The sequence below is a fragment of the Pseudomonas sp. IB20 genome, assembly GCF_009707325.1.
GTDB lineage: Bacteria > Pseudomonadota > Gammaproteobacteria > Pseudomonadales > Pseudomonadaceae > Aquipseudomonas.
Genome location: NZ_CP046103.1, coordinates 2,577,155 through 2,597,210, shown reverse-complemented (window position 1 = coordinate 2,597,210; position 20,056 = coordinate 2,577,155). Strand labels below are relative to the sequence as shown.

Below are 20,056 nucleotides of genomic sequence, written 5' to 3'. Positions count from 1 at the left end.
GACTTGAGGACAACATAAACCTAAGCCCGGCAGGTCACTTTTGGATTATTTCACGGCGCTAACCGCCTTTGTCGAAGCCGCCGAAGGCAACAACTTCTCGCGTGCAGCCGAGCGGCTCGGCATCAAGGCTTCAACCGTTTCCCGCTACGTGAAGGACCTTGAACAGGACCTGGGCATCGCCTTGTTCAACCGCTCGACACGCACGCTGCACCTGACCGAAGGCGGCCAGACGTTTTTGATGCACGCGCACAGGGTGCTGGATGAGCTCGAACAGGCGAAGGCGGCGACGTCGGCGCTGAACCAGCAACCGCGCGGGGTGCTCAAGCTCAACTTGCCGCCAGCGTTTGCCCGTCACCATATCCTTCCCGTGTTGAAGGCGTTTCTGACTCGCTACCCGCAGATCAAGGTAGAGCTGATGTTGGAGGAGGCGCAGGTCAACCTGATTCATTCGGGCGTGGATTTGGCCATCCGGATTGGCGCGCTGGCTGATTCCACGCTCAAAGCGCGCAAGATCTGCGCTGGCAAGTACCTGTTGGTGGCAAGTCCGACCTTTTGCACTGCGCACCCTGCCCCGTCAATGCCCGCAGAGCTGGCCCGCCTGCCCGCCATACTGAGTAAGCATGATTTTGCGTTTGCCTCCTCCGATGAAGTAGTGCCGCTGGTGCATAACGACTGCATCCGTATCAACGACCTCGATGCGCAACTGATCGCGGTGCGCCAAGGTCTGGGTTTTGCCCTACTGCCTGACTGGTTGGTGGCTACCAGTATTGAAGCGGGAGCCCTACAGGTGTGGCTGCCACAATGGAACATCCTCGGTGCTGAGCAGGAATTTTCTGTGTGGTTTGTCTATCCGCCCAAGCGAATCGTGTCGTCTAAGGTCAGGTGCTTTATCGACTTCATCGTTGAGCAGTTGGGCGAAACACCTTATTGGCAACGGTAGATCTGTCCGTCTGCGGGTCTAGCGGGACGCGCCCCACCAAAGCGAATATCCAACGCGCGCAAGTAAGTCTGCAACCCAGCATCCTGGATAGGAATCAGAAATGCTTCAGTATCAGACTCATTGAAGTGAGCGTGCCAGTACCCCGGCGGCGTCACAAACGCCAACCCCGGCGACCAATCAACACGTACCGGGTTGCGAATCTGCCCGTCGGCATCCAGTTCAGTGCCTACCAGCGAGTAGCAGCCCGTGGGACAGTTGATAATGAAATCCAGTGCAATCGACTGGTGCCGGTGTGGCTTCTGAATCGAGCCGGCCGGCAGAATGCCGTACATGGCCCACAACACATGGGTCACGGTTCGGGTCTGTGGAAAGTTTCGATTCCCCAGCAGAATGCTGATACGGCTGCGGTCCTGAGCACGCGGATCATCCGCCGCTTCACGCAATTTCAAGTTGGCCAGAGCGGCAGGATACAAGGTCGGCACAAAGCGGTCGGTGCTGCGCGTCACGCCCAGGTAGCGCAACAACGGCTCATCGTGCACATAGTACAGGCGCGCATCCTGCGAGGCGCTGAAGCGCGCTTGCAGCAAACCAGGCAGCGCGATAAAGCAGCCGGTAGACCAGGCAATTTCATGCTCGCCCTGCACAACGTTGCCCTCCCCCGCGATCACATAAAACACTTGCGAAGTCGCATTCGGGTGCAGCTCCAGGGACTCACCGGCGTTCAGCCGAATAAAGTTGGCGCACAGCCCTGGCCCGGTCGCCGGGCCCTCGCAGCCCAGCGCATCGCTGAGGTCAAGCGCCACGACTCGCGACGGGCCGCTGTCATACAGCGAGGCCGGAAAGCTGTGGTAAGGAATACGCGTAATCAGATTGGCACTGATCGGGTTGGCGGCCTTGCTGTATTCAAAGTATTCGGCGTCCACTTGTGTGCTCGGCACATCAGGGGTCAGGTCAGGCTTGAATTCGCTGTTCATGGTTCACCTCAGTCTTCGGCTGGTTTGAACCCACTATAGGCATTGCGCCCACAGGGATTAAGCACTCAGGTGGCACAGGAGTTGTGCAGGATGGGGCAGCTATGCCCTTTGACGGTGCAGCAGGCGCGTCCATCGCCTAAGCGTGAACCGATGAACCCTGTCCTCGCGCGATGCGCCTGCACATTGCACGGTGCCTGGCGCCGCCTACACTGGTTTAAACCCACGCAGCCCGCGTTGTTTTTCAGTGGCTCCGCCGGATGTACCAGCACGTTTTTGCTCAACCATAAAAGCAGTTAACCAACTGATTAATCAGAGTAAATATGAAAGATCAGCTTCGGCGGCGTGCATCAGCGGCAGCAAAAGCCCGCACCCCATCTCGACATTCATACCTTCTGGCTCCGCTGAGCCTGCTGTGCCTCGCCCTCGCCGGCTGTACCGTCGGGCCTGATTTCTCACGGCCCGATGTGCCAGCGAATGCCGACTATTCACGCGAAAAACTCACCCGCACGGCCCAGGCGGATATCGACCCCGGTGGCGCTGCGCAGCGGCTGATCGCCGGGATGGATATTCCCGGGCAATGGTGGACGCTGTTCCGTTCCCCAACACTCAACGCCCTGGTCGAAGAGGCCCTGCGCGCGAACCCGGATGTGAGCGCCGCCCAAGCAGCATTACGCCAGGCCAACGAGCGGGTGTATGCCGACCAGGCGTCGCTGTTTCCCTCGGTGAACGGCAACGTACAGAAAGCCCGTGAGAAGGTCTCGGGCGTCACGTCAGGCATCTCCGAATCACCCATTCTCACCGTGAGTTCTGCGTCGCTGAGCGTGTCGTACGCCCCGGATGTGTTCGGCGGCACGCGCCGGCAAATCGAATCCACCACGGCGCAAGCCGAGTACGAGCGCTTCCAACTCGAGGCGACTTACCTCACCTTGACCTCCAATGTGGTCAACACCGCCGTCAGCCTGGCGTCGTTACGTGATCAGGTCGCCGCCACTGAAGAAATCATCAAACTGCAGGGCGGTCAGCTCGACCTGCTGCAAGCTCAGCGCCGACTGGGCGCCATCGGCGATAGCGACGTGCTCACGCAGCAAACCGCTCTGGCGCAAACCCGTGCGACCTTGCCGCCGCTGCAAAAGCAATTGGCACAGACCCGCAACCAGTTGATGGCGTACCTCGGGCGCTTTCCGAACCAGGATCAAGGCGAGCGATTCAACCTGGCTTCCTTGCACTTGCCGGAAGAATTGCCGGTCAGCCTGCCCTCGGCCATCGTTGGCCAGCGCCCGGATGTGCGTTCAGCGCAGGCGCAACTGCATCAGGCCAGCGCCAATATTGGTGTGGCCGTCGCCAATCAGTTGCCGCAGTTCAGCATTACCGGGGCGTTGGGCTCTACAGTGGCGAGCGGGACCAAATTGTTTTCATCGGGCAGCGGCGTCTGGAGCCTGGCCGGTTCTATCACCCAACCGATCTTTGATGCCGGCGCACTCGAACACCGCAAACGTGCGGCCGTGGCCGCTTACGACGAGTCCGCCGCGCGCTATCGCGGCACGGTGATTACTGCGTTCCAAGATGTGGCCAACGCGTTGCGGGCGCTGGAGGCGGATGCCGATGCGCTCAATCAACAGGTCGTGGCCGAACGCTCCGCGCAAGCCAACCTGGACCTGGTGCAAGCCCAGTTCCGCCTCGGCGCGGTGGCGTATATCAACTTGCTCACGGCCCAGCAAACCTACCAAAACACCGTGCTCGCGCGCGTCAAAGCCCAGGCCGCCCGCTACAGCGACACCACAGCGCTGTTCCAGGCATTGGGTGGCGGCTGGTGGAATCGCACGGATGTGGACCCCGCCACTAAGGGCAAGCCGGACCGCTTCGGCCTGCCGTCGTGGCAAGAGATCATGCCAGCCAGCAATAAGCAAGCAATAAGGCTGCACCTGAATTGAATCATTGAAACAGTGAGAACCCCCATGGCTGACGTTCAGACTGCCTCTGCCCTGCCCCCCGAGCCCGGCGTACCGCGCAAGCGTCGCCTGTGGCGGCCGATGCTGATCATGGTCGCGGTGGTACTGGTGATCGTCGCGATCATTGCCGGGGTGAAATTCGTGCAGATTTCAGCGCTGATCGCCCAATCCAAAGCGCCGCTGCCTGCCGCCGTGGTGACGGCCATGCAGGTGCCGTTCAGCGATTGGCAGCCGAGCGTTTCCGCCGTGGGCTCGATGAAGGCGGTGCGCGGCGTGGACGTGACCACTGAAGTCGGTGGCATCGTGCGCACGATTGGCTTCAAACCCGGGCAAGAGGTGGCAGCCCAGGCGTTGCTGGTTCAATTGAATGCCGACTCGGATATCGCGCAATTGCACGCCTTGGAGGCGACTGCCGACCTGGCCGGCATCGTGCTCAAGCGCGACAAGGCGCAACTGGCGGTAAACGCCATCTCCCAAGCCCAAGTCGACACCGACACCGCCGACCTGAAAGCCAAACTCGCCGCTGCCGAACAACAGCGCGCGCTGGTGGCGAAAAAAACCATTCGCGCACCGTTTGCCGGGCGCATCGGCATTACCAGCGTCAACCCCGGGCAATACCTCAACCCCGGCGACAAAATCGCTACGCTGCAGACCTTTGACCCGATCTACATCGACTTCAGCGTGCCACAGACCCAGCTGGCGGCCATCGCCATCGGCCAAGGTGTGGCGGTGACGGCTGACGGCCTGTCCAACCAAACTTTCAGCGGTCGGATCAGCACCATCGACACCCAGTTTGACTCAACCACGCGCAATGTCACCGTCGAAGCCACCGTAGAGAACCCCAAGCAAAGCCTGGTACCGGGCATGTTCGCCCGCGCGGTGGTCAACTCGGGCACCACCCAGCGCTACCTCACTGTTCCGCAAACCTCGGTGACTTACAACCCTTACGGCACCACGGTGTTCATCGCCACGTCGAGCAAAAATGACAAGGGCGAGGAAGTACTCACCGCACAGCAAACCTTCATCAAGACCGGGCCGACCCGTGGTGATCAGGTCGCGATTTTGTCGGGCGTGAAGGAAGGCGATCTGTTGATTACCAGCGGCCAGATGAAGCTCAAAAATGGCTCGCCGGTAAAGGTCGATAACAGCGCCGCGCCGCTGAATGACTCCGCGCCGACTCCTCAAGAACACTAAAGGTGGCCCATGAAGCTTACCGATACCTTTATTCAGCGGCCGGTCTGGGCCGTGGTGGTCTCGCTGTTCATCCTGATCCTGGGGCTGCGCTCGATCTTCGAACTGCCGGTGAACCAATGGCCGCGCACCGAAAATACCGTGGTCACTATCACCACCGCCTACTACGGCGCCGATGCATCCACGGTCGCCGGCTTTATCACCCAGCCACTTGAGTCGGCCATCGCCCAAGCCCAGGGCATCGACTATTTATCCTCGACCAGCATCACCGGCGTCTCGACCATTACCGCCACACTGCGGCTGAACTACGACGCCAGCAAGGCACTCACCGAGATCAACACCCAGGTCAACTCGGTCAAGAACCAGCTGCCGGCCCAGTCCCAGGAACCGGTGCTGACAATTGCCGTGGGGCAGACCACCGACGCCATGTACCTGGGCTTCTACAGCGACACGCTGGCCACCAACAACATCACCGATTACCTGGTGCGGGTGGTCAAGCCCAAGCTGGATTCGATCCAGGGCGTGCAAACCGCAGAAATCCTCGGCGGGCGCCAGTTCGCCCTGCGCGCCTGGATGGACCCGGACAAACTGGCCGCGCATAACGTCACGGCGCAGGACGTGTCCACCGCCTTGGCCAACAACAACTACCTGTCTGCCGTCGGCTCGACGCGCGGGCAAACCGTGACAGTGGACCTGACCGCCGGCACCGATTTGCACACGGTGGATGAATTCAAACGGCTGGTGATCAAACAGAAAGGCGACGCGCTGGTGTACCTGGCGGATGTGGCCACCGTCACCCTCGGCGCCGAAAGCTACGACAGCAGCGTGGCGTTTTCCGGCAAGCGTTCGGTGTTCATCGGCATCAAGGCGGCGCCCACCGCGAACATCCTGACCGTCGCCGACAGCGTGCGCGAAGCCTTCCCCGAGCTGCAATCGCAACTGCCCGCCGGCGTGCGCGGCGAGATCGTGTATGACTCCACGGCGTTCATCAATACCTCGATTTACGAGGTGGTGAAGACCTTGGTCGAGGCGATGCTCATTGTCTCGGTGGTCATCTACCTGTTCCTCGGTTCGTTCCGCGCGGTGATCGTGCCGCTGGTGGCGATTCCGCTGTCGCTGGTCGGGACCTTCTTCATCATGTACCTGCTGGGTTACTCAATTAACCTGCTGACCCTGCTCGCGCTGGTGTTGGCGATCGGCTTGGTGGTGGACGACGCGATTATCGTGGTGGAAAACGTCGACCGGCATATCAAGGAAGAAGGCAAAGGCGTACTGGAAGCCGCGCTGATCGCGGCGCGGGAACTGGGCGGCCCGATCATCGCGATGACCGTGGTGTTGATTGCCGCGTACGTGCCCATCGGCCTGCGCAGCGGGCTCACCGGGGCACTGTTCAAGGAGTTCTGTTTCTCGTTGGCGGGTGCCGTGACCGTGTCGGCCGTGGTGGCATTGACGCTGTCGCCTATGATGACCTCCAAGCTGTTCAAAACCGGGCAGGAAGAAGGCCGTTTCGCGCGCAAGCTCGACCAGTACTTTGACTGGCTGCGTGGGCGTTATCACCGCGTCCTGTCCGGCGGGCTGGATATCTGGCCGGTGCTGGTGACCTTTGGCTTTGTGCTGTTCCTGCTGGTCGCCGCCAGTGGCATGACCGCCAAAAGTGAACTGTCGCCCACCGAAGACCAAGGGCTGGTGTTCATGCAGATCAAAGGCGCGCCGACGGCTTCGCCGCAGCAGATGGAGCGCATTGCCGACCAGGCCTTCCAGATCGCCAACAAAGAGCCTGAATACGCGCAGATGTTCCAACTCACCGGCTTGCCCATCCTCAACCAAGGCCTGGGCGGCGTGCTGCTGAAAACCTGGGATGATCGCACGCGCTCCCAGGCCCAGCTGATACTCGACCTGCAGCAAAAATGGAACCAGGTGCCGGGCGCGACCATTGCGGCCTTCCCGCTGCCGTCGTTGCCGGGCGCCCAGGGTTTACCGGTGCAGTTTGTGATCACCACCACCGATTCGGTGGAAAACCTCAATGAAGTCGCGCAAGCGGTGATGGCCGAAGCGCAAAAACAACAGCTGTTCTGGTTCGCTGACATGGATTTGAAACTGGATAAACCCCAGGCACGTCTGGTAGTCGACCGGGAAAAAATCGCAGCGTTGGGCATGACTCAGGCAGACGTCGGCGCCGCGCTGTCTGCGGCGTTGGGCGGCAACTACGTGAACTACTTCTCGACCGCCGGGCGCTCGTACAAAGTCATACCCCAAGTGCTACAGGTCAACCGCCTGAACCCGGAGCAGATTCTCGACTACTACATTCGCACACCGGCAGGTGCCATGATCCAGGCACGCACGGTTGCGCATATCGAGACCTCGACGCAGCCCGAATCGATCAACCACTTCCAGCAGCTCAACTCGGCAACGCTGTCAGGCGTCAGTGGCGTGGCCCAAGGCGAACTGCTGGCCAAACTCAACACGATCCTCGCCAACGTGGCGCCCTCGGGCTACACCTCAGACTTTGCCGGCGAGTCACGCCAGTTCATCCAAGAGTCAGGTGGCTTTTTCGGGTTGCTGATGTTCTCGATCCTGATCGTTTACCTGGCCCTGGCCTTCCAATTCGAGAGCTTCCGCGACCCGGTGGTAATCCTGTTCTCGGTGCCGCCCGCACTGTTTGGTGCCCTCGCCTTCATCACCATGGGTTACGCGTCGATCAACGTGTACACCCAGGTCGGCCTGGTGACGCTACTCGGTTTGATCACCAAACACGGGATTCTGATCGTGCAGTTCGCCAACGAATTGCAGCGCGCCGGCCACAGCAAGCGTGAAGCGATTGAAGAGGCAGCGGCCGTGCGTCTGCGCCCGATCCTGATGACCACGGCGGCAATGGTGCTGGGCGTAGTGCCACTGGTGTGGGCCTCCGGCGCCGGGGCTGCGGGGCGACATGATATGGGGCTGGTGATCTTTGCCGGGCTGTCGATTGGTACGCTGCTGACGTTGTTTATGGTGCCGGCGATGTATATGTTTATTGGGGAAACGCATCGTCAGGAAGCTCAGCAGACACTCCCAGGCTCAGACTGCTACGGTGCAGCAGGCGCGTCCATCGCCTAAGCGTGAACCGATGAACCCTGTCCTCGGCGCCTGCCTCATACTCAAACGTCATAATCCCCCGTTCGTGTGCGTGGTAATCTGGCGCCACCATGAATAGACATTGATCGTCACTTGACGATGACCAGAGCCAGGAAAGAACATGCCAAAGATTTCTCACTCAGCACTGCGCCGCAACTTCCGTGAACTGCTTGCCAAACAAATCTGCGTTGAAACCGCTTCCGTCTTCGACCCCATGTCCGCGCGTATCGCCGCCGACCTGGGTTTTGAAGTCGGTATTCTCGGCGGTTCGGTCGCATCGTTGCAGGTCCTCGCGGCACCCGATTTTGCGTTGATCACCCTGAGTGAGTTCGTCGAACAGGCCACCCGCATCGGCCGTGTGGCCCAACTGCCTGTCATCGCCGACGCCGACCACGGTTACGGTAATGCCCTGAACGTGATGCGTACCGTCGAAGAGCTTGAGCGCGCCGGCGTGGCGGCACTGACGATTGAAGATACGCTGTTGCCCGCGCAATTCGGGCGTAAATCCACCGACCTGATTTCGGTCGAGGAAGGCATCGGTAAGGTCAAGGCCGCCCTCGAGGCGCGGGTCGACCCGCAACTGTCGATTGTCGCGCGCACCAACGCCGGCGTGTTGCCGACCGAAGACGTCATCGCCCGCACCAAAGCCTATGAAAAAGCCGGCGCCGACGGCATTTGCATGGTCGGCGTCAAAGACTTCGACCACCTTGAAAAGATCGCAGAAAACCTCACGGTGCCGTTGATGCTGGTGACCTACGGCAACCCGCAGCTCAATGACAGCGAACGCCTGGCCGCGTTGGGTGTGCGCATTGTGGTAGCCGGGCATGGCGCCTACTTTGCGTCGATCAAGGCGACTTACGACAGCCTGCGTGCGCAACGCAAGTTGACCAGCAGCACCTCGAACCTCAGCGCGACTGAACTGACGCATACCTACACGCTGCCGGAAAGCTATGTAGCGTGGGCGAAAGAGTTCATGGATGTGAAAGAATAAAACCCTGCCCCAAACCGTAGGAGAGTCGCCAGACTCTCCACCTCCTTTTCCCCTCAGGGTGATGATCTCGATCCAGGTGATTGGCGACAACATGCCATTGCATCTGCCGCGTCGAGCTGAATTCCATACGCCCGCTGATCATCAATAACTTCCAGCATTCGGCCACCGTCCTCGCGTACAGCTGGACTCGCCGACGGCCTGGACAGGGTGCGCGGCGAAGCGCGGCCCATGCCGATGGAATACGCGCCGTCCAATGGCTTCGGCTTTGGTGGCGTGAATGCCGGCGTGCTGTTCCGCCGTTGGGTGTAACCCAAGGTTTGCCCCTGCCTTAGTTTTCGGGGACCATGGCGCCTTTCTGTTACAGCTAACCAGAGGCGCCCATGGCCAACCACGACCTGTCTTACACCCCCGATCCGGATGCCGACTCGATTTCTTCCGACGTCGTCGGCTTCAACGGCATCCTGGTCTCTACCCAGATCCCTACCCGCGCCGATGGCAGCCTGGAACTGGGCGACATCACCGTGCAAAGCGAATGCACCCTGCAAGCGCTGAAAGTCGCGCTGGAGAAAGCCGGCAGTTCCATGGACCGGGTGATGCACCTGACCATCTACCTCACCGACATGGCTGACCGTGCCGCGTTCAACGAGGTCTACAAGCGCTTTTTCGCCAAACCATGGCCGGTTCGTGCGGCCTTGGGTGTGGCTGCACTGGCCGTGGAAGGCATGCGTGTAGAGCGCTGCGATTCGGCCTGATAGCCCTGTGGTAGATGCCGGTCAGGCATTTCAGAGCTACAATGCACGCCTCGACCGTGACAAGCCTGACTAAAAAAACTATGTCCTTGCCCAAGCATCACCTGGAATTGCTCAGCCCTGCCCGCGATGTCGCCATCGCGCGCGAGGCTATCTTGCATGGCGCCGACGCCATCTACATCGGCGGCCCGAGCTTCGGCGCCCGCCACAATGCGTGTAACGAAGTGAGCGATATCGCTCAACTGGTCGAATTCGCCCATCGTTACCACGCCCGTGTGTTCACCACCATCAACACCATCCTGCATGACAACGAGCTGGAACCTGCGCGCAAGCTGATTCATCAGCTGTACGACGCCGGTGTCGATGCGTTGATCGTGCAAGACCTGGGCGTGATGGAGCTGGATATTCCGCCGATCGAGCTGCACGCCAGTACCCAGACCGATATCCGTACCCTGGGCCGTGCCAAGTTTCTCGACCAGGCCGGTTTCTCGCAGTTGGTCTTGGCCCGTGAGCTGAACCTGCAGGAAATCCGCGCCATCGCTGATGAAACCGATGCCGCCATCGAGTTCTTTATCCACGGCGCCCTGTGCGTGGCGTTCTCCGGGCAGTGCAATATCTCCCACGCGCAGAATGGCCGCAGTGCCAACCGTGGCGACTGCTCCCAGGCCTGCCGCCTGCCGTACACCTTGAAAGATGATCAAGGCCGCGTCGTGGCCTTTGAAAAACACCTGCTGTCGATGAAAGACAACAACCAGAGCGCCAACATCCGCGCGCTGGTCGAAGCCGGTGTGCGCTCGTTCAAGATCGAAGGCCGCTACAAGGACATGGGCTATGTGAAGAACATCACCGCCTATTACCGCCAGCGCCTCGACGACGTGCTCGAAGACCGCCCGGACCTGGCCCGCGCTTCGAGCGGCCGTACCGCGCATTTCTTCCTGCCCGACCCGGAAAAAACCTTCCACCGTGGTAGCACCGACTACTTTGTCAGCGACCGCAAGATCGACATCGGCGCGTTCGACACGCCAACCTTCACCGGCCTGCCGGTGGGTGTGGTGGAAAAAGCTGGCAAGCGCGACTTGCAGGTCGTCACTCATGAGCCGCTGTCCAACGGCGACGGCCTCAATGTGCTGGTCAAACGCGAAGTGGTGGGTTTCCGCGCCAACATTGCAGAACCCAAAGGCGAGTTCGAAGAAGACGGCGAGAAGCGTTACCGCTACCGCGTCGAGCCGAATGAAATGCCTGCCGGCCTGCATCAACTGCGCCCGAACCATCCGCTGAACCGCAACCTGGACCATAACTGGCAACAGGCGCTGCTCAAGACCTCGGCCGAGCGCCGCATCGGTCTGGCCTGGGTGGCACGCCTGCGCGAAGACCAGTTGCACGTGACCGCCACCAGCGAAGAAGGGATCAGCGCCAGCGTCACCCTGCCCGGCCCGTTCGGTGTGGCCAACAAGCCGGAACAGGCGCTGGACACCTTGCGCGATCTGCTTGGCCAACTCGGCACCACCGAGTATCACGCCACGAACATCGAGCTGGACGCGCCGCAAGCGTTCTTCATCCCCAACTCGCAGCTCAAGGCATTGCGCCGTGAAGTGATCGAAGCGCTGACCACTGCGCGGGTCGCGGCTCACCCGCGCGGTGGGCGCAAGGCCGAGACCTCGCCGCCGCCGGTGTACCCGGAAGCGCACTTGTCGTTCCTCGCCAACGTCTACAACCAGAAAGCCCGTGACTTCTATTACCGTCACGGCGTGAAGCTGATCGACGCGGCCTTCGAAGCCCACGAAGAAACCGGCGAAGTGCCGGTGATGATCACCAAGCACTGCCTGCGGTTCTCGTTCAACCTGTGCCCTAAACAGGCCAAGGGTGTGACCGGCGTGAAGACCAAGGTGGCGCCGATGCAGCTGATTCACGGCGATGAAGTACTGACCCTGAAGTTCGACTGCAAACCCTGCGAAATGCACGTGGTGGGCAAGATCAAGGGGCATATCCTGGGCTTGCCACAGCCAGGCAGCGGCGTGGGCCATTTTGACCCGGAAAATATCATCTTTCAGGGCACGCACTAGCCCTTGGGGAGCGGGGCCACCACCAGCCCCGCTGCAACCCCGCTGCCGCCAGCAGAATCGCCGCAACCCCCAGCCATTGCAGCCAGCCCAGGCGATGCCCAAAGGCAATCCAGTCGACAAAAATCGCCGCAATCGGGTAGATGAACGACAGCGCGCCGGTAATGGCCGTCGGCAGTTTCTGGATCGCCCCGTACAACAACACATACATCAAACCGGTGTGCACCACGCCCAACGTGACCAGCGCAGCCCAGGCATGGGGCGCTGCAGGCAAGCTGTTCCAAGGCACTAACGGCGCCAGCAACAATGCGCCCGTAATCACTTGAATCAACGCCATCAAGTGCGGCGGCACTGCCTTCAGGCGCTTGATGATCAGCGCCGCAATCGCATACAAAAACGCCGCGCCCAGGGCCAGGGCGATACCCGCCAGATAATCCCCGCCACCGCTCTGCTGCTCGCCATGGGCGGTGACAATCGCCAACATGCCTAGGAACGCCACGCTCAACCAGGCCAGTTTTTGCAGCGTGATCTTTTCCCCGAGAAACACCGCCGCCAGCACCACCAACATGAACGGCTGCACGTTGTACACCGCCGTACTGATCGCGATGGAAGCACGAGAATAGGATTCGAACAGCAGCAACCAGTTGCCCACAATGGCCACGCCACTGAGCATCGCCAGCCCAAGCTTGGCCCAGCTGAGCATGTCCAGCCGCAGGTAGCCCAGCAACGCACACACCAGCAACAGCGTCAGCGCGCCGACCACACAGCGCCAGAACACCACTTCGATCACCGACACACCCGACACCAGCACAAACCAACCAATGGTGCCCGAGATCAGCATGGCGGCGACCATTTCCCACGACCCGCGACGAATAGATGTGTCCACGATGGAAGCTCCTCAAGTGAGGCTCAATTATGGCAATCTGCTGGTCAGCGGCTCCAGCGACTAAAAAAGGCAAAACCTCGAAATCACCTTTTCTTATTAGGCACACGGCATGATTGACACTATCGACCAGAAACTGATCGCAGCTTTGATGGATGACTCGCGTCTGTCGCTCAAGGCCCTGGCGGGTATCACCGGGCTGTCTTCGCCCAGCGTCGGCGAACGCCTGCGCCGCCTGGAAGAACGCGGCGTGCTGACGCACTACACGGTCGATATCGACCCCAAGCACTTCGGCTACCTGCTGCAGGCCATCGTGCGCATCCGCCCCTTGCCGGGCAAGTTGCAGGAAGTGGAGCGCCAGATCCAGGCGATTCCCGAATTCACCGAGTGCGACAAGGTCACCGGCGAGGACTGTTTTATCGCGCGGCTGCACGTGCGCACCATGGACCATCTGGACACGTTGCTCGACCGGATCAACGCCTATGCCGAAACCAACACCGCTATCGTCAAGAAAACCCCGGTTAAACGCCGATTGCCGCCGCTGGTTGATGAGTGATCTTGTGTCACTAACGTAATGACCGGATCGCTATTGTGTCAGGGACGACCTCGCTAGACCGCGTACTGCGCCGGTTGGCCAGTCATACGGCTTGATCTACTGTAGCGAACGGGCTTGCCACAACAAGCCCGTTCGCCACAGTAGAAGCGGCAGTCTCTCAAGCCTGCAGCGTCTTCGCCGCCGTCAACAACCCTTGGAACTTGCGATACGTGCAATCTACGTGCAGATTGCGATCAAAGTCGGCTTTGCGTTCTTCAACATCTTGCCGGCCTATGGTGCGCGCGCGTTGTTCAAGCGCTGGATCACCGGCAGCGCTGCCTGATTCAAATACGCCGCCTCTTGTCAGAAAGAATGCGGCGTCTGGTCTTAGGGCTGCTGCGCAGCCCAACGCGCGGCAAGCCCTAATGCCGTTCAGTTAAGCGAACGCAATGCCCAAAGCAGCGAAGATAAAATGTGGGAGCGGGCTTGCCCGCGATGACGTCGCCCAGCAAACATATGTTGACTGACCCACCGCTTTCGCGAGCAAGCCCGCGCCCACAAGAGATCAGCGCTCAACTGAACGGCATTGGGGATGCCCCTACCGCTGGACTCAGGCTTCGCCGCCGTCAACAACCCTTGGAACTTGCGATACCGGGCTTGCAACACCGGCTGCTGAGCCAGGTCAGGCCAATACCTGGCCTTGACCGGCATCCCTGCCTCCAGCAGATGCGCCCCCTCGCCAATCGCCAGAAACCCAAGTTTCGCCGCGCCAATACACGCACTCAGTTCACTGCCCTGCAAGGTGAAAATCTCCCGCTGCAGAATGTTCGCCAGTAACTGCGCCCAGTACTCGCTACGCGCCCCGCCGCCCACCAATGCACACGCGCCCACGCTGGCACCCGCAGATTGCACGGCGCGCAAGGCATCCAGTAAGCCAAACCCTACGCCTTCCATCACCGCATAACCGAGCATTGCCGGTGTGCAGTCATGGCCCAGGCTCATAAAACCGCCGCGCAGCAAAGGGTCGTTATGCGGCGTGCGTTCACCGGCGAGGTACGGCAGAAACAATGGCGTATCCAATGGCACCGGTTGGCCGACCGGCAACTGTGCCTGCACTTGGTCCAGTAACGTTTGCTCATCCGGCATGCCGGTCAGCCGCGTCACCCAACGCAAGCAACTGGCGCCGGCGAGCATCGCGCCCATGGTGTACCAGCGGTTGGGCAATGCGTGACAGAAACTGTGCACCGCACTGGCCGGGTTGCCGGCGGCGTGATCGGTGATCGCAACAATGGCTGCGCTGGTGCCCAGGGTGATGAAGCCGTCACCGGCATTGATCGCGCCGATGCCGACGGCGGCGACCGGGTTATCGCCGCCGCCACCGGCAATCACCACGGCGGGCGACAGGCCCAGCCCGGCTGCCGTCACGCGCCCTGCCACCGCGCCACCTTCCACTAGCTGGGGCATCTGCGCAGGTGCAAGCCCGGTGGCGCGTACCATCGGGGTAAACCATTGACGGTGCGCCACATCCAGCCACAGTGTGCCGGCGGCATCGGACATGTCGCTGATGCGCTCACCACTCAAGCGCAAGCGCAGGTAATCCTTGGGCGACAGCACGCAGGCAATCGCCTTGAACACCTCGGGCTCATGCTGTTGCAGCCACAGCAGTTTCGGCGCGGTCAGCCCGGCCATCGGCAAGCTACCGGTGACCTCGGCAAAGCCTGGGCCGAGTTGTTGCGCTTGGGCGACAGCGCGCGAGTCGTCCCACAGGATGGCTGGGTACAACACGCGGTTGTCATCCCCGAGCAACACCGCCCCGTGCATCTGCCCAGACAATCCAATGCATGCCACACGACTGAAAGCCTCATGTGTGCGCAACTGGTCGAGCGCCTGCAAGCAAGCCTGCCACCAATCTTGCGGCGCCTGTTCAGACCAGCCGCTATGGCGCCGGGAAACACTCAGGCGCACACCGGTATGGGCCAACACGGCGCCGCTGGCGTCCATCAGGATCGCCTTGAGTTCCGACGTGCCCAGATCAATACCGAGGGAAACAGGACTGCTCATACGTGGTTCATTCCGATCAAATACAGCCACATGAATTACGGTATTGCAGGCTCGGCGCCAGGCGCACGCTGTGTACCGGCGCGGCTGGCGTGGCCATGCGTTGCAGCAGCATTTGTACCGCGAGCGCGCCCAGCTCCTTGACCGGTTGAGCAATCAAGGTCAGGCGCGGCACGAAAAAATCCGCCCAGTCAAAATCATCAAAGCCCACCAGGGCGATCTGCCTCGGCACCTCAATCTGCGCGTCACGCAGGGCGTGCATGGCGCCCAGCGTCATCAGGTTATTGCCTGCCATGATCGCCGTCGGCGGTGCTGCCAAGGCCAGCAACTGCGCAGTCGCGGCCCGTGCCGGTTCACTGCTGGAGCCGCCGTTGACCAGCAACTGCGGGTCAAACACCAAACCAGCCGCCTGTAAGGCAGCCCTATAACCCGCCACGCGTTCATCGGTCGTGCCAAGCCCCGCACGCCCGGCAATAAAGCCAATACGCCGGTGCCCGTGCTCAATCAAGTGCGCGATCAGGGCCTGGGTCGACTGGGTATTCTCCACCCCGATCTGGTCAAACTGCGCGCTCATCATGCGGTCCACCAGTACCGTCGGCACTTGATTGGCCTGCAAATATTCCAGAGCCTTCGTGCCGGTGGACGGTGCCAGCAGAATCCCATCGACGCGCCGATGATGCAGCGCTGTGACCACCCGCAGCTCCTGCTCCGGGTCGTCGTGGGGCTCGACAAACAGCATCATGTAACCGTGCTTGGCGCATTCAGTTTCAATCGCGTGCACGGTTTCACTGAAGTAATGGTTGGACAGCGCCGAGATCGCCACGCCTATCGTGCTGGTGCTCGAACGGGCGAGCGAGCGCGCCAGGGTATTGGGGATGTAACCCAACTCGGCGATCGCGCGCTGTACCGCCTGCACCGTGGCCGGGCTGACCTTGCGCGTGCCGTTCAACACGTGGGACACAGTCGACGTCGACACACCCGCCCTGCTTGCCACGTCATCCATGGTGACCACGACGCTTTCCTCTTCAGTGAATCAATGTTTACTCGACCAGCCGCTGTAAGTAGCCACGTTGTCGCGGGTGATCAGTTTTGGCGTAAGCAGGATAACCGCTTCGGCCGGGGCTTTGTCATTGAGCAAGTCATTGCCCACATTCACCGCTGTCTGCGCCATGGCCCACGGGTCCTGGCTGGCAGAGGCCTGGATTTGCGTGTCAGTCTTCAGTGCATTCTCGATATCCGGCGCACCGTCCACCGAGGTGATGAGGATGGCGCTGCGTTTGAGCTGCTTGGCCGCCAAATCACTGCCAATCGCTTGCGGGTCGTTGATCGCAAACAGGCCGTCGATTTTCGGGAAGCGCGTGAGGTAGCCCTGCATCACGTTCAGGCCGCCTTCGCGCGAGCCTTTGCCGTCCTGGTCATCGGACAGCACCTTGATGTCTGGCGCCGAAGCCAATGCAGCCTTGCAACCTTTGACGCGGTCCGTCACGGCGGTGACTTGCGGGCCATTCTGAATGATCACATTGCCCTTGCCCGCCAGCTTGTCCACCAGGAACTGGCAGGCCAGCTTGCCGGCTTCAACGTTGTCGGTTTGCACCGTGGCATTCACGCCTTTGGCGTCCACATCCACGGCCACCACGACGATGCCGGCACTGCGGGCTTTCTTGATCGCCGAGGCCATGGCCGATGGGTCGACGGCGTTGAGCAGGATCAGGTCAACCTTGGACGAAATGAAATTGTCGATCTGCGAAAATTGCTTGCTCAAGTCATAGTCGGCCGACACCGAGGTCACCTTGACGTTGGGGTTCAGCTCTTTGGCTCGTGCAGTGGCGCCGTCGGCCAGGGTCACGAAATACGGGTTGCCGAGCGAGCCCATGCTAATGCCCAGGGCTTTGAGTTCACGGGCTTGCACGGCGTTTGACATCAAGGCAGCCAAGGCAATAACGGGAAACAGGCGTTTAAGGTTCATGCGGGTCTCTCTTGTGATTGTTGTAGGAGTGAACTCAGGTGCGCGCACCGGACTGGCGATAGCGATCCAGCGCCACCGCGCCGATGATCACGATGCCCTTGATGATGTACTGCCAGATGTCCGACACGCCCAGCAGCACCAGGCCGTTGGTGAGTACCGCGATAATCAGCGCGCCGATCAGCGTGCCGCCGATGGTGCCGACACCGCCGGTAAAACTGGTGCCGCCCAGGATCACCGCGGCAATCGCATCCAGCTCATAGGATTGCCCCAGTTGCAGGCCGTTGGCCGCGAACAGGCGCGAAGCGCTCATCACCGCGCCAAGCCCGGCCAATGCACCGGACATGGCGTAGACGAACAGCAAGACTTTCCACACCTTGATTCCCGACAGCCGCGCCGCCTCGGGGTTGCCGCCCACTGAGTAGATCTGCACGCCCATGACGGTACGGCGCAGGATGAACCACGACAGCACCACCACCGCCACCGCGATGATCACCAGCCACGGCACGCCGAGCACCGAGTCATTGCCGATAAACGCAAACGGCAGGTCGGGGTTGAACACGGTCTTGTCATCCGCCAACAAGCGCGCCAGGCCACGCATGGCGGTCAGTGCACCGAGGGTGACGATAAACGGTGGCAAGCGCATGAAGGCGATCAACCCGCCATTGACCAGGCCCAGCAACAGGCCGAAACCGATGCCGGCAGCAATCCCGAACATGCCGAACTGTGGCGACATCGAGGCCTGCAACGCGACCACAGCGGACGCCGCGAGAATCGCGCCGACGGACAGGTCAATGCCCGCCGTCAGAATCACAAAGGTCATGCCCGCCGCCAGCACCACATTCACCGAGGCTTGCTGGGTGATGATCGACAGGTTCTGCACGGTGAGAAAGTTCTCACTGGCCAGGGCAAACCCCACCAGCAGCAACACCAGCACCGGCAACATGCCAACGGTGCGCATCAGCTCACGAACGCGCTCCGCTTTGCCGACGGGCGCGAGGGTCAGTGTGTTGTTGTTTGAATCAGCCATGGGCAGCCACCTGATCGCCACCGGTGGCGAGGTCAATAATGCGTTCTTGGGAGATGGCGTGGCCCGAAGCCCCGCCGACTTCGGCCACCAACTGGCCTTCGCGCATGATCAGCACGCGGTCGCACGTGCCGATGATTTCCGGCAGCTCGCTGGAGATCACCACAATGCCAACGCCCGCCAGCGCCAGTTGGTTGATGATGCGGTAGATCTCGGACTTGGAGCCGATGTCCACGCCCCGCGTCGGTTCGTCGAGGATCAGCACATGCGGCTTGACCTCCAGCAGCCGCGCTAACAGCACTTTCTGCTGGTTGCCGCCGCTCAAGGCGCCGACATTGACCTTGCCCGATGCCACCCGAATCGACAGCGACTTGATCGCGTCATTTGAACGCTGCGCGGCATGGCCGCGATCCAGCACGCCACCGGCATGCGCGTCCGGCACACAGGCACACACGTTGATGTTGTCGGCCACGCTCATGTCCAGGAACAGGCCCTGGGCCTTGCGGTCTTCAGTGAGGTAAACCACGCCCGCACGAATCGCGTCCGCCGGGTTACGCAGCTGGGTGACGGTTTTGCCGACCACTTCAAGGGTGCCGGAGGTGCGCGGGTCGGCGGCGAAGATCAGCCGCGCCAGCTCCGTGCGCCCTGCCCCGACCAACCCGGCAATGCCCAATACTTCACCGGCGTGCAGGTCGAAGCTGCAATTGCGCACGCGCTTGCCATCGGCCATGTCACGCACGCGCATCACCACGTTGCCGGGGTTATAGGCGGCGTGTTCCTTCTTGTAGAAACCGGAGAGGTCGCGGCCCACCATCATTTTCACCAGCACTTCGGCCGACAACGCGTCGCGGGTCAGCTCGCCGATGTACTGGCCGTCGCGCAGCACCGAGACCCGGTCCGACAACTCATAGATCTCAGCCATGCGGTGGCTGATGTAGATAATCGCCAGGCCCTGGCTGCGCAGGTGCTTGATCAACGCAAACAGGCGGTCGGTCTCACGCGATGACAGTGGCGTGGTCGGCTCGTCCATTACCAGGATCCTGGCGTGGGCATGCAGCGCGCGGGCGATTTCGACCAACTGGCGCTCGGCAATCGACAGGCTGCTCACCGGCGTGGTGGGTTTGAACTCGGCGCCCAGGCGTTGCAGCACCTCGACGCAGCCGGCTTGCATGCCCTTGCGGTCGATGGTCCAGCCGCGCCGCAGTTCGCGGCCCAGGTAGATGTTCTCGGCCACGCTGAGGTTCGGGCACAGGCTCAGTTCCTGGTAGATCACGGCGATGCCGAGGGTCTTGGCGGTGGCGGGGTCGAAGGTGGCGACGAGCTGGCCGTCGATGCGGATTTCACCGCCGGGGTCGGCCTGGTAAGCGCCGGAGAGGATTTTCATCAGGGTCGATTTGCCGGCGCCGTTCTCCCCCATCAACGCGTGAATTTCACCGGGGTAGACCTTCAGACCGACATTCTTGAGCACGCGCAAACCGTTGAAGGTTTTGCTGATGCCCTGCATCTCAAGCAAGGGTTCAAGGCTCATGGATGAGCTCCTGGCATTATTATTTTTGTAGGCGAGTGCCGCCGACTCTATGCCAGATACATTTGCTTACGCAAGCGCTTGCGTGTGCCGTTTA

General features: G+C 61.0%; 15 protein-coding genes and 2 pseudogenes. 10 read left to right on the top strand and 7 right to left on the bottom strand.

Annotated features, from left to right (window positions below):
• Positions 1 to 40: 40 nt before the first annotated feature.
• Positions 41 to 940, top strand: coding sequence for a LysR family transcriptional regulator (locus GJU48_RS11915; protein WP_094953654.1), 900 nt, complete (start codon positions 41 to 43; stop codon positions 938 to 940).
• Here GJU48_RS11915 and GJU48_RS11910 read toward each other — a convergent pair.
• A complete protein-coding gene (locus tag GJU48_RS11910) occupies positions 925 to 1,914 on the bottom strand; it encodes a cupin domain-containing protein (protein WP_155295996.1) in 990 nt (329 codons plus the stop codon). The two genes, GJU48_RS11915 and GJU48_RS11910, sit on opposite strands and share 16 nt — an antisense overlap.
• Positions 1,915 to 2,234: 320 nt before the next feature.
• Here GJU48_RS11910 and GJU48_RS11905 point away from each other — a divergent pair, with 320 nt between their 5' ends.
• The 7 genes and pseudogenes from GJU48_RS11905 (at position 2,235) to GJU48_RS11880 (ending at position 11,971) form a co-directional block, all read left to right on the top strand.
• Positions 2,235 to 3,845, top strand: coding sequence for an efflux transporter outer membrane subunit (locus GJU48_RS11905; protein ID WP_371923437.1), 1,611 nt, complete (start codon positions 2,235 to 2,237; stop codon positions 3,843 to 3,845).
• Positions 3,846 to 3,869: 24 nt separating this feature from the next.
• A complete protein-coding gene (locus GJU48_RS11900) occupies positions 3,870 to 5,057 on the top strand; it encodes an efflux RND transporter periplasmic adaptor subunit (RefSeq protein ID WP_094953652.1) in 1,188 nt (395 codons plus the stop codon).
• 9 nt (positions 5,058 to 5,066) lie between these two features.
• A complete protein-coding gene (locus GJU48_RS11895; RefSeq protein WP_155295995.1) occupies positions 5,067 to 8,150 on the top strand; it encodes an efflux RND transporter permease subunit in 3,084 nt (1,027 codons plus the stop codon).
• Between the two features lie 139 nt (positions 8,151 to 8,289).
• Complete coding sequence (locus GJU48_RS11890) at positions 8,290 to 9,159, top strand: isocitrate lyase/PEP mutase family protein (protein WP_094953879.1); 870 nt, start codon at positions 8,290 to 8,292, stop codon at positions 9,157 to 9,159.
• Positions 9,160 to 9,348: 189 nt separating this feature from the next.
• A pseudogene (locus tag GJU48_RS25210) lies at positions 9,349 to 9,468 on the top strand (hypothetical protein); the annotation flags it as partial.
• Between the two features lie 71 nt (positions 9,469 to 9,539).
• Positions 9,540 to 9,911: a RidA family protein gene (locus tag GJU48_RS11885; RefSeq protein ID WP_155295994.1), complete on the top strand. Its 372-nt coding sequence runs from the start codon at positions 9,540 to 9,542 to the stop codon at positions 9,909 to 9,911.
• Between the two features lie 80 nt (positions 9,912 to 9,991).
• On the top strand, positions 9,992 to 11,971 hold the full coding sequence (locus tag GJU48_RS11880) for a peptidase U32 family protein (protein ID WP_094950586.1): 1,980 nt from the start codon (positions 9,992 to 9,994) through the stop codon (positions 11,969 to 11,971).
• Here the strand turns inward: GJU48_RS11880 and GJU48_RS11875 are convergent.
• Positions 11,949 to 12,854, bottom strand: a complete 906-nt coding sequence (locus GJU48_RS11875) for a DMT family transporter (RefSeq protein WP_094950530.1) — start codon at positions 12,852 to 12,854, stop codon at positions 11,949 to 11,951. The genes GJU48_RS11880 and GJU48_RS11875 overlap by 23 nt on opposite strands.
• Before the next feature lie 109 nt (positions 12,855 to 12,963).
• On the opposite strand from GJU48_RS11875, the gene GJU48_RS11870 reads away from it, so the two are divergent.
• Positions 12,964 to 13,407 carry an Lrp/AsnC family transcriptional regulator gene (locus tag GJU48_RS11870; protein ID WP_094950531.1) on the top strand — a complete coding sequence of 148 codons (444 nt, stop codon included), beginning with the start codon at positions 12,964 to 12,966 and terminating at the stop codon, positions 13,405 to 13,407.
• Positions 13,408 to 13,612: 205 nt separating this feature from the next.
• Positions 13,613 to 13,729: pseudogene (locus tag GJU48_RS11865) on the top strand (queuosine precursor transporter); the annotation flags it as partial.
• An 89-nt stretch (positions 13,730 to 13,818) separates the two neighbouring features.
• On the opposite strand, the gene xylB reads toward GJU48_RS11865, so the two are convergent.
• Genes xylB through GJU48_RS11840 form a run of 5 tightly spaced genes read right to left on the bottom strand, consistent with a single transcriptional unit; the run spans position 13,819 to position 19,962 of the window.
• Positions 13,819 to 15,447, bottom strand: coding sequence for a xylulokinase (gene xylB, locus GJU48_RS11860; RefSeq protein ID WP_256671231.1), 1,629 nt, complete (start codon positions 15,445 to 15,447; stop codon positions 13,819 to 13,821).
• Between the two features lie 16 nt (positions 15,448 to 15,463).
• Complete coding sequence (locus GJU48_RS11855; RefSeq protein ID WP_094950533.1) at positions 15,464 to 16,456, bottom strand: LacI family DNA-binding transcriptional regulator; 993 nt, start codon at positions 16,454 to 16,456, stop codon at positions 15,464 to 15,466.
• A 21-nt stretch (positions 16,457 to 16,477) separates the two neighbouring features.
• On the bottom strand, positions 16,478 to 17,410 hold the full coding sequence (locus tag GJU48_RS11850; protein WP_094950534.1) for an ABC transporter substrate-binding protein: 933 nt from the start codon (positions 17,408 to 17,410) through the stop codon (positions 16,478 to 16,480).
• Between the two features lie 34 nt (positions 17,411 to 17,444).
• Entirely contained in the window at positions 17,445 to 18,437 is a 993-nt protein-coding gene (locus tag GJU48_RS11845) for an ABC transporter permease subunit (protein ID WP_094950535.1), read from the bottom strand.
• The gene (locus GJU48_RS11840) at positions 18,430 to 19,962 is read right to left on the bottom strand and encodes a sugar ABC transporter ATP-binding protein (RefSeq protein ID WP_094950536.1); all 1,533 of its coding nucleotides are present in this window, start codon (positions 19,960 to 19,962) and stop codon (positions 18,430 to 18,432) included. Before GJU48_RS11840 ends, GJU48_RS11845 begins: the two co-directional genes overlap by 8 nt.
• Positions 19,963 to 20,056 lie beyond the last annotated feature (94 nt).

Bases quoted from the DNA above. Each gene is read 5' to 3' on its own strand.
- GJU48_RS11910 (WP_155295996.1), bottom strand. From the start codon at position 1,914: ATGAACAGCGAATTCAAGCCTGACCTGACCCCTGATGTGCCGAGCACA.
- GJU48_RS11905 (WP_371923437.1), top strand. From the start codon at position 2,235: ATGAAAGATCAGCTTCGGCGGCGTGCATCAGCGGCAGCAAAAGCCCGC.
- GJU48_RS11900 (WP_094953652.1), top strand. From the start codon at position 3,870: ATGGCTGACGTTCAGACTGCCTCTGCCCTGCCCCCCGAGCCCGGCGTA.
- GJU48_RS11895 (WP_155295995.1), top strand. From the start codon at position 5,067: ATGAAGCTTACCGATACCTTTATTCAGCGGCCGGTCTGGGCCGTGGTG.
- GJU48_RS11890 (WP_094953879.1), top strand. From the start codon at position 8,290: ATGCCAAAGATTTCTCACTCAGCACTGCGCCGCAACTTCCGTGAACTG.
- GJU48_RS11885 (WP_155295994.1), top strand. From the start codon at position 9,540: ATGGCCAACCACGACCTGTCTTACACCCCCGATCCGGATGCCGACTCG.
- GJU48_RS11880 (WP_094950586.1), top strand. From the start codon at position 9,992: ATGTCCTTGCCCAAGCATCACCTGGAATTGCTCAGCCCTGCCCGCGAT.
- GJU48_RS11870 (WP_094950531.1), top strand. From the start codon at position 12,964: ATGATTGACACTATCGACCAGAAACTGATCGCAGCTTTGATGGATGAC.
- xylB (WP_256671231.1), bottom strand. From the start codon at position 15,447: ATGAGCAGTCCTGTTTCCCTCGGTATTGATCTGGGCACGTCGGAACTC.
- GJU48_RS11850 (WP_094950534.1), bottom strand. From the start codon at position 17,410: ATGAACCTTAAACGCCTGTTTCCCGTTATTGCCTTGGCTGCCTTGATG.
- GJU48_RS11845 (WP_094950535.1), bottom strand. From the start codon at position 18,437: ATGGCTGATTCAAACAACAACACACTGACCCTCGCGCCCGTCGGCAAA.
- GJU48_RS11840 (WP_094950536.1), bottom strand. From the start codon at position 19,962: ATGAGCCTTGAACCCTTGCTTGAGATGCAGGGCATCAGCAAAACCTTC.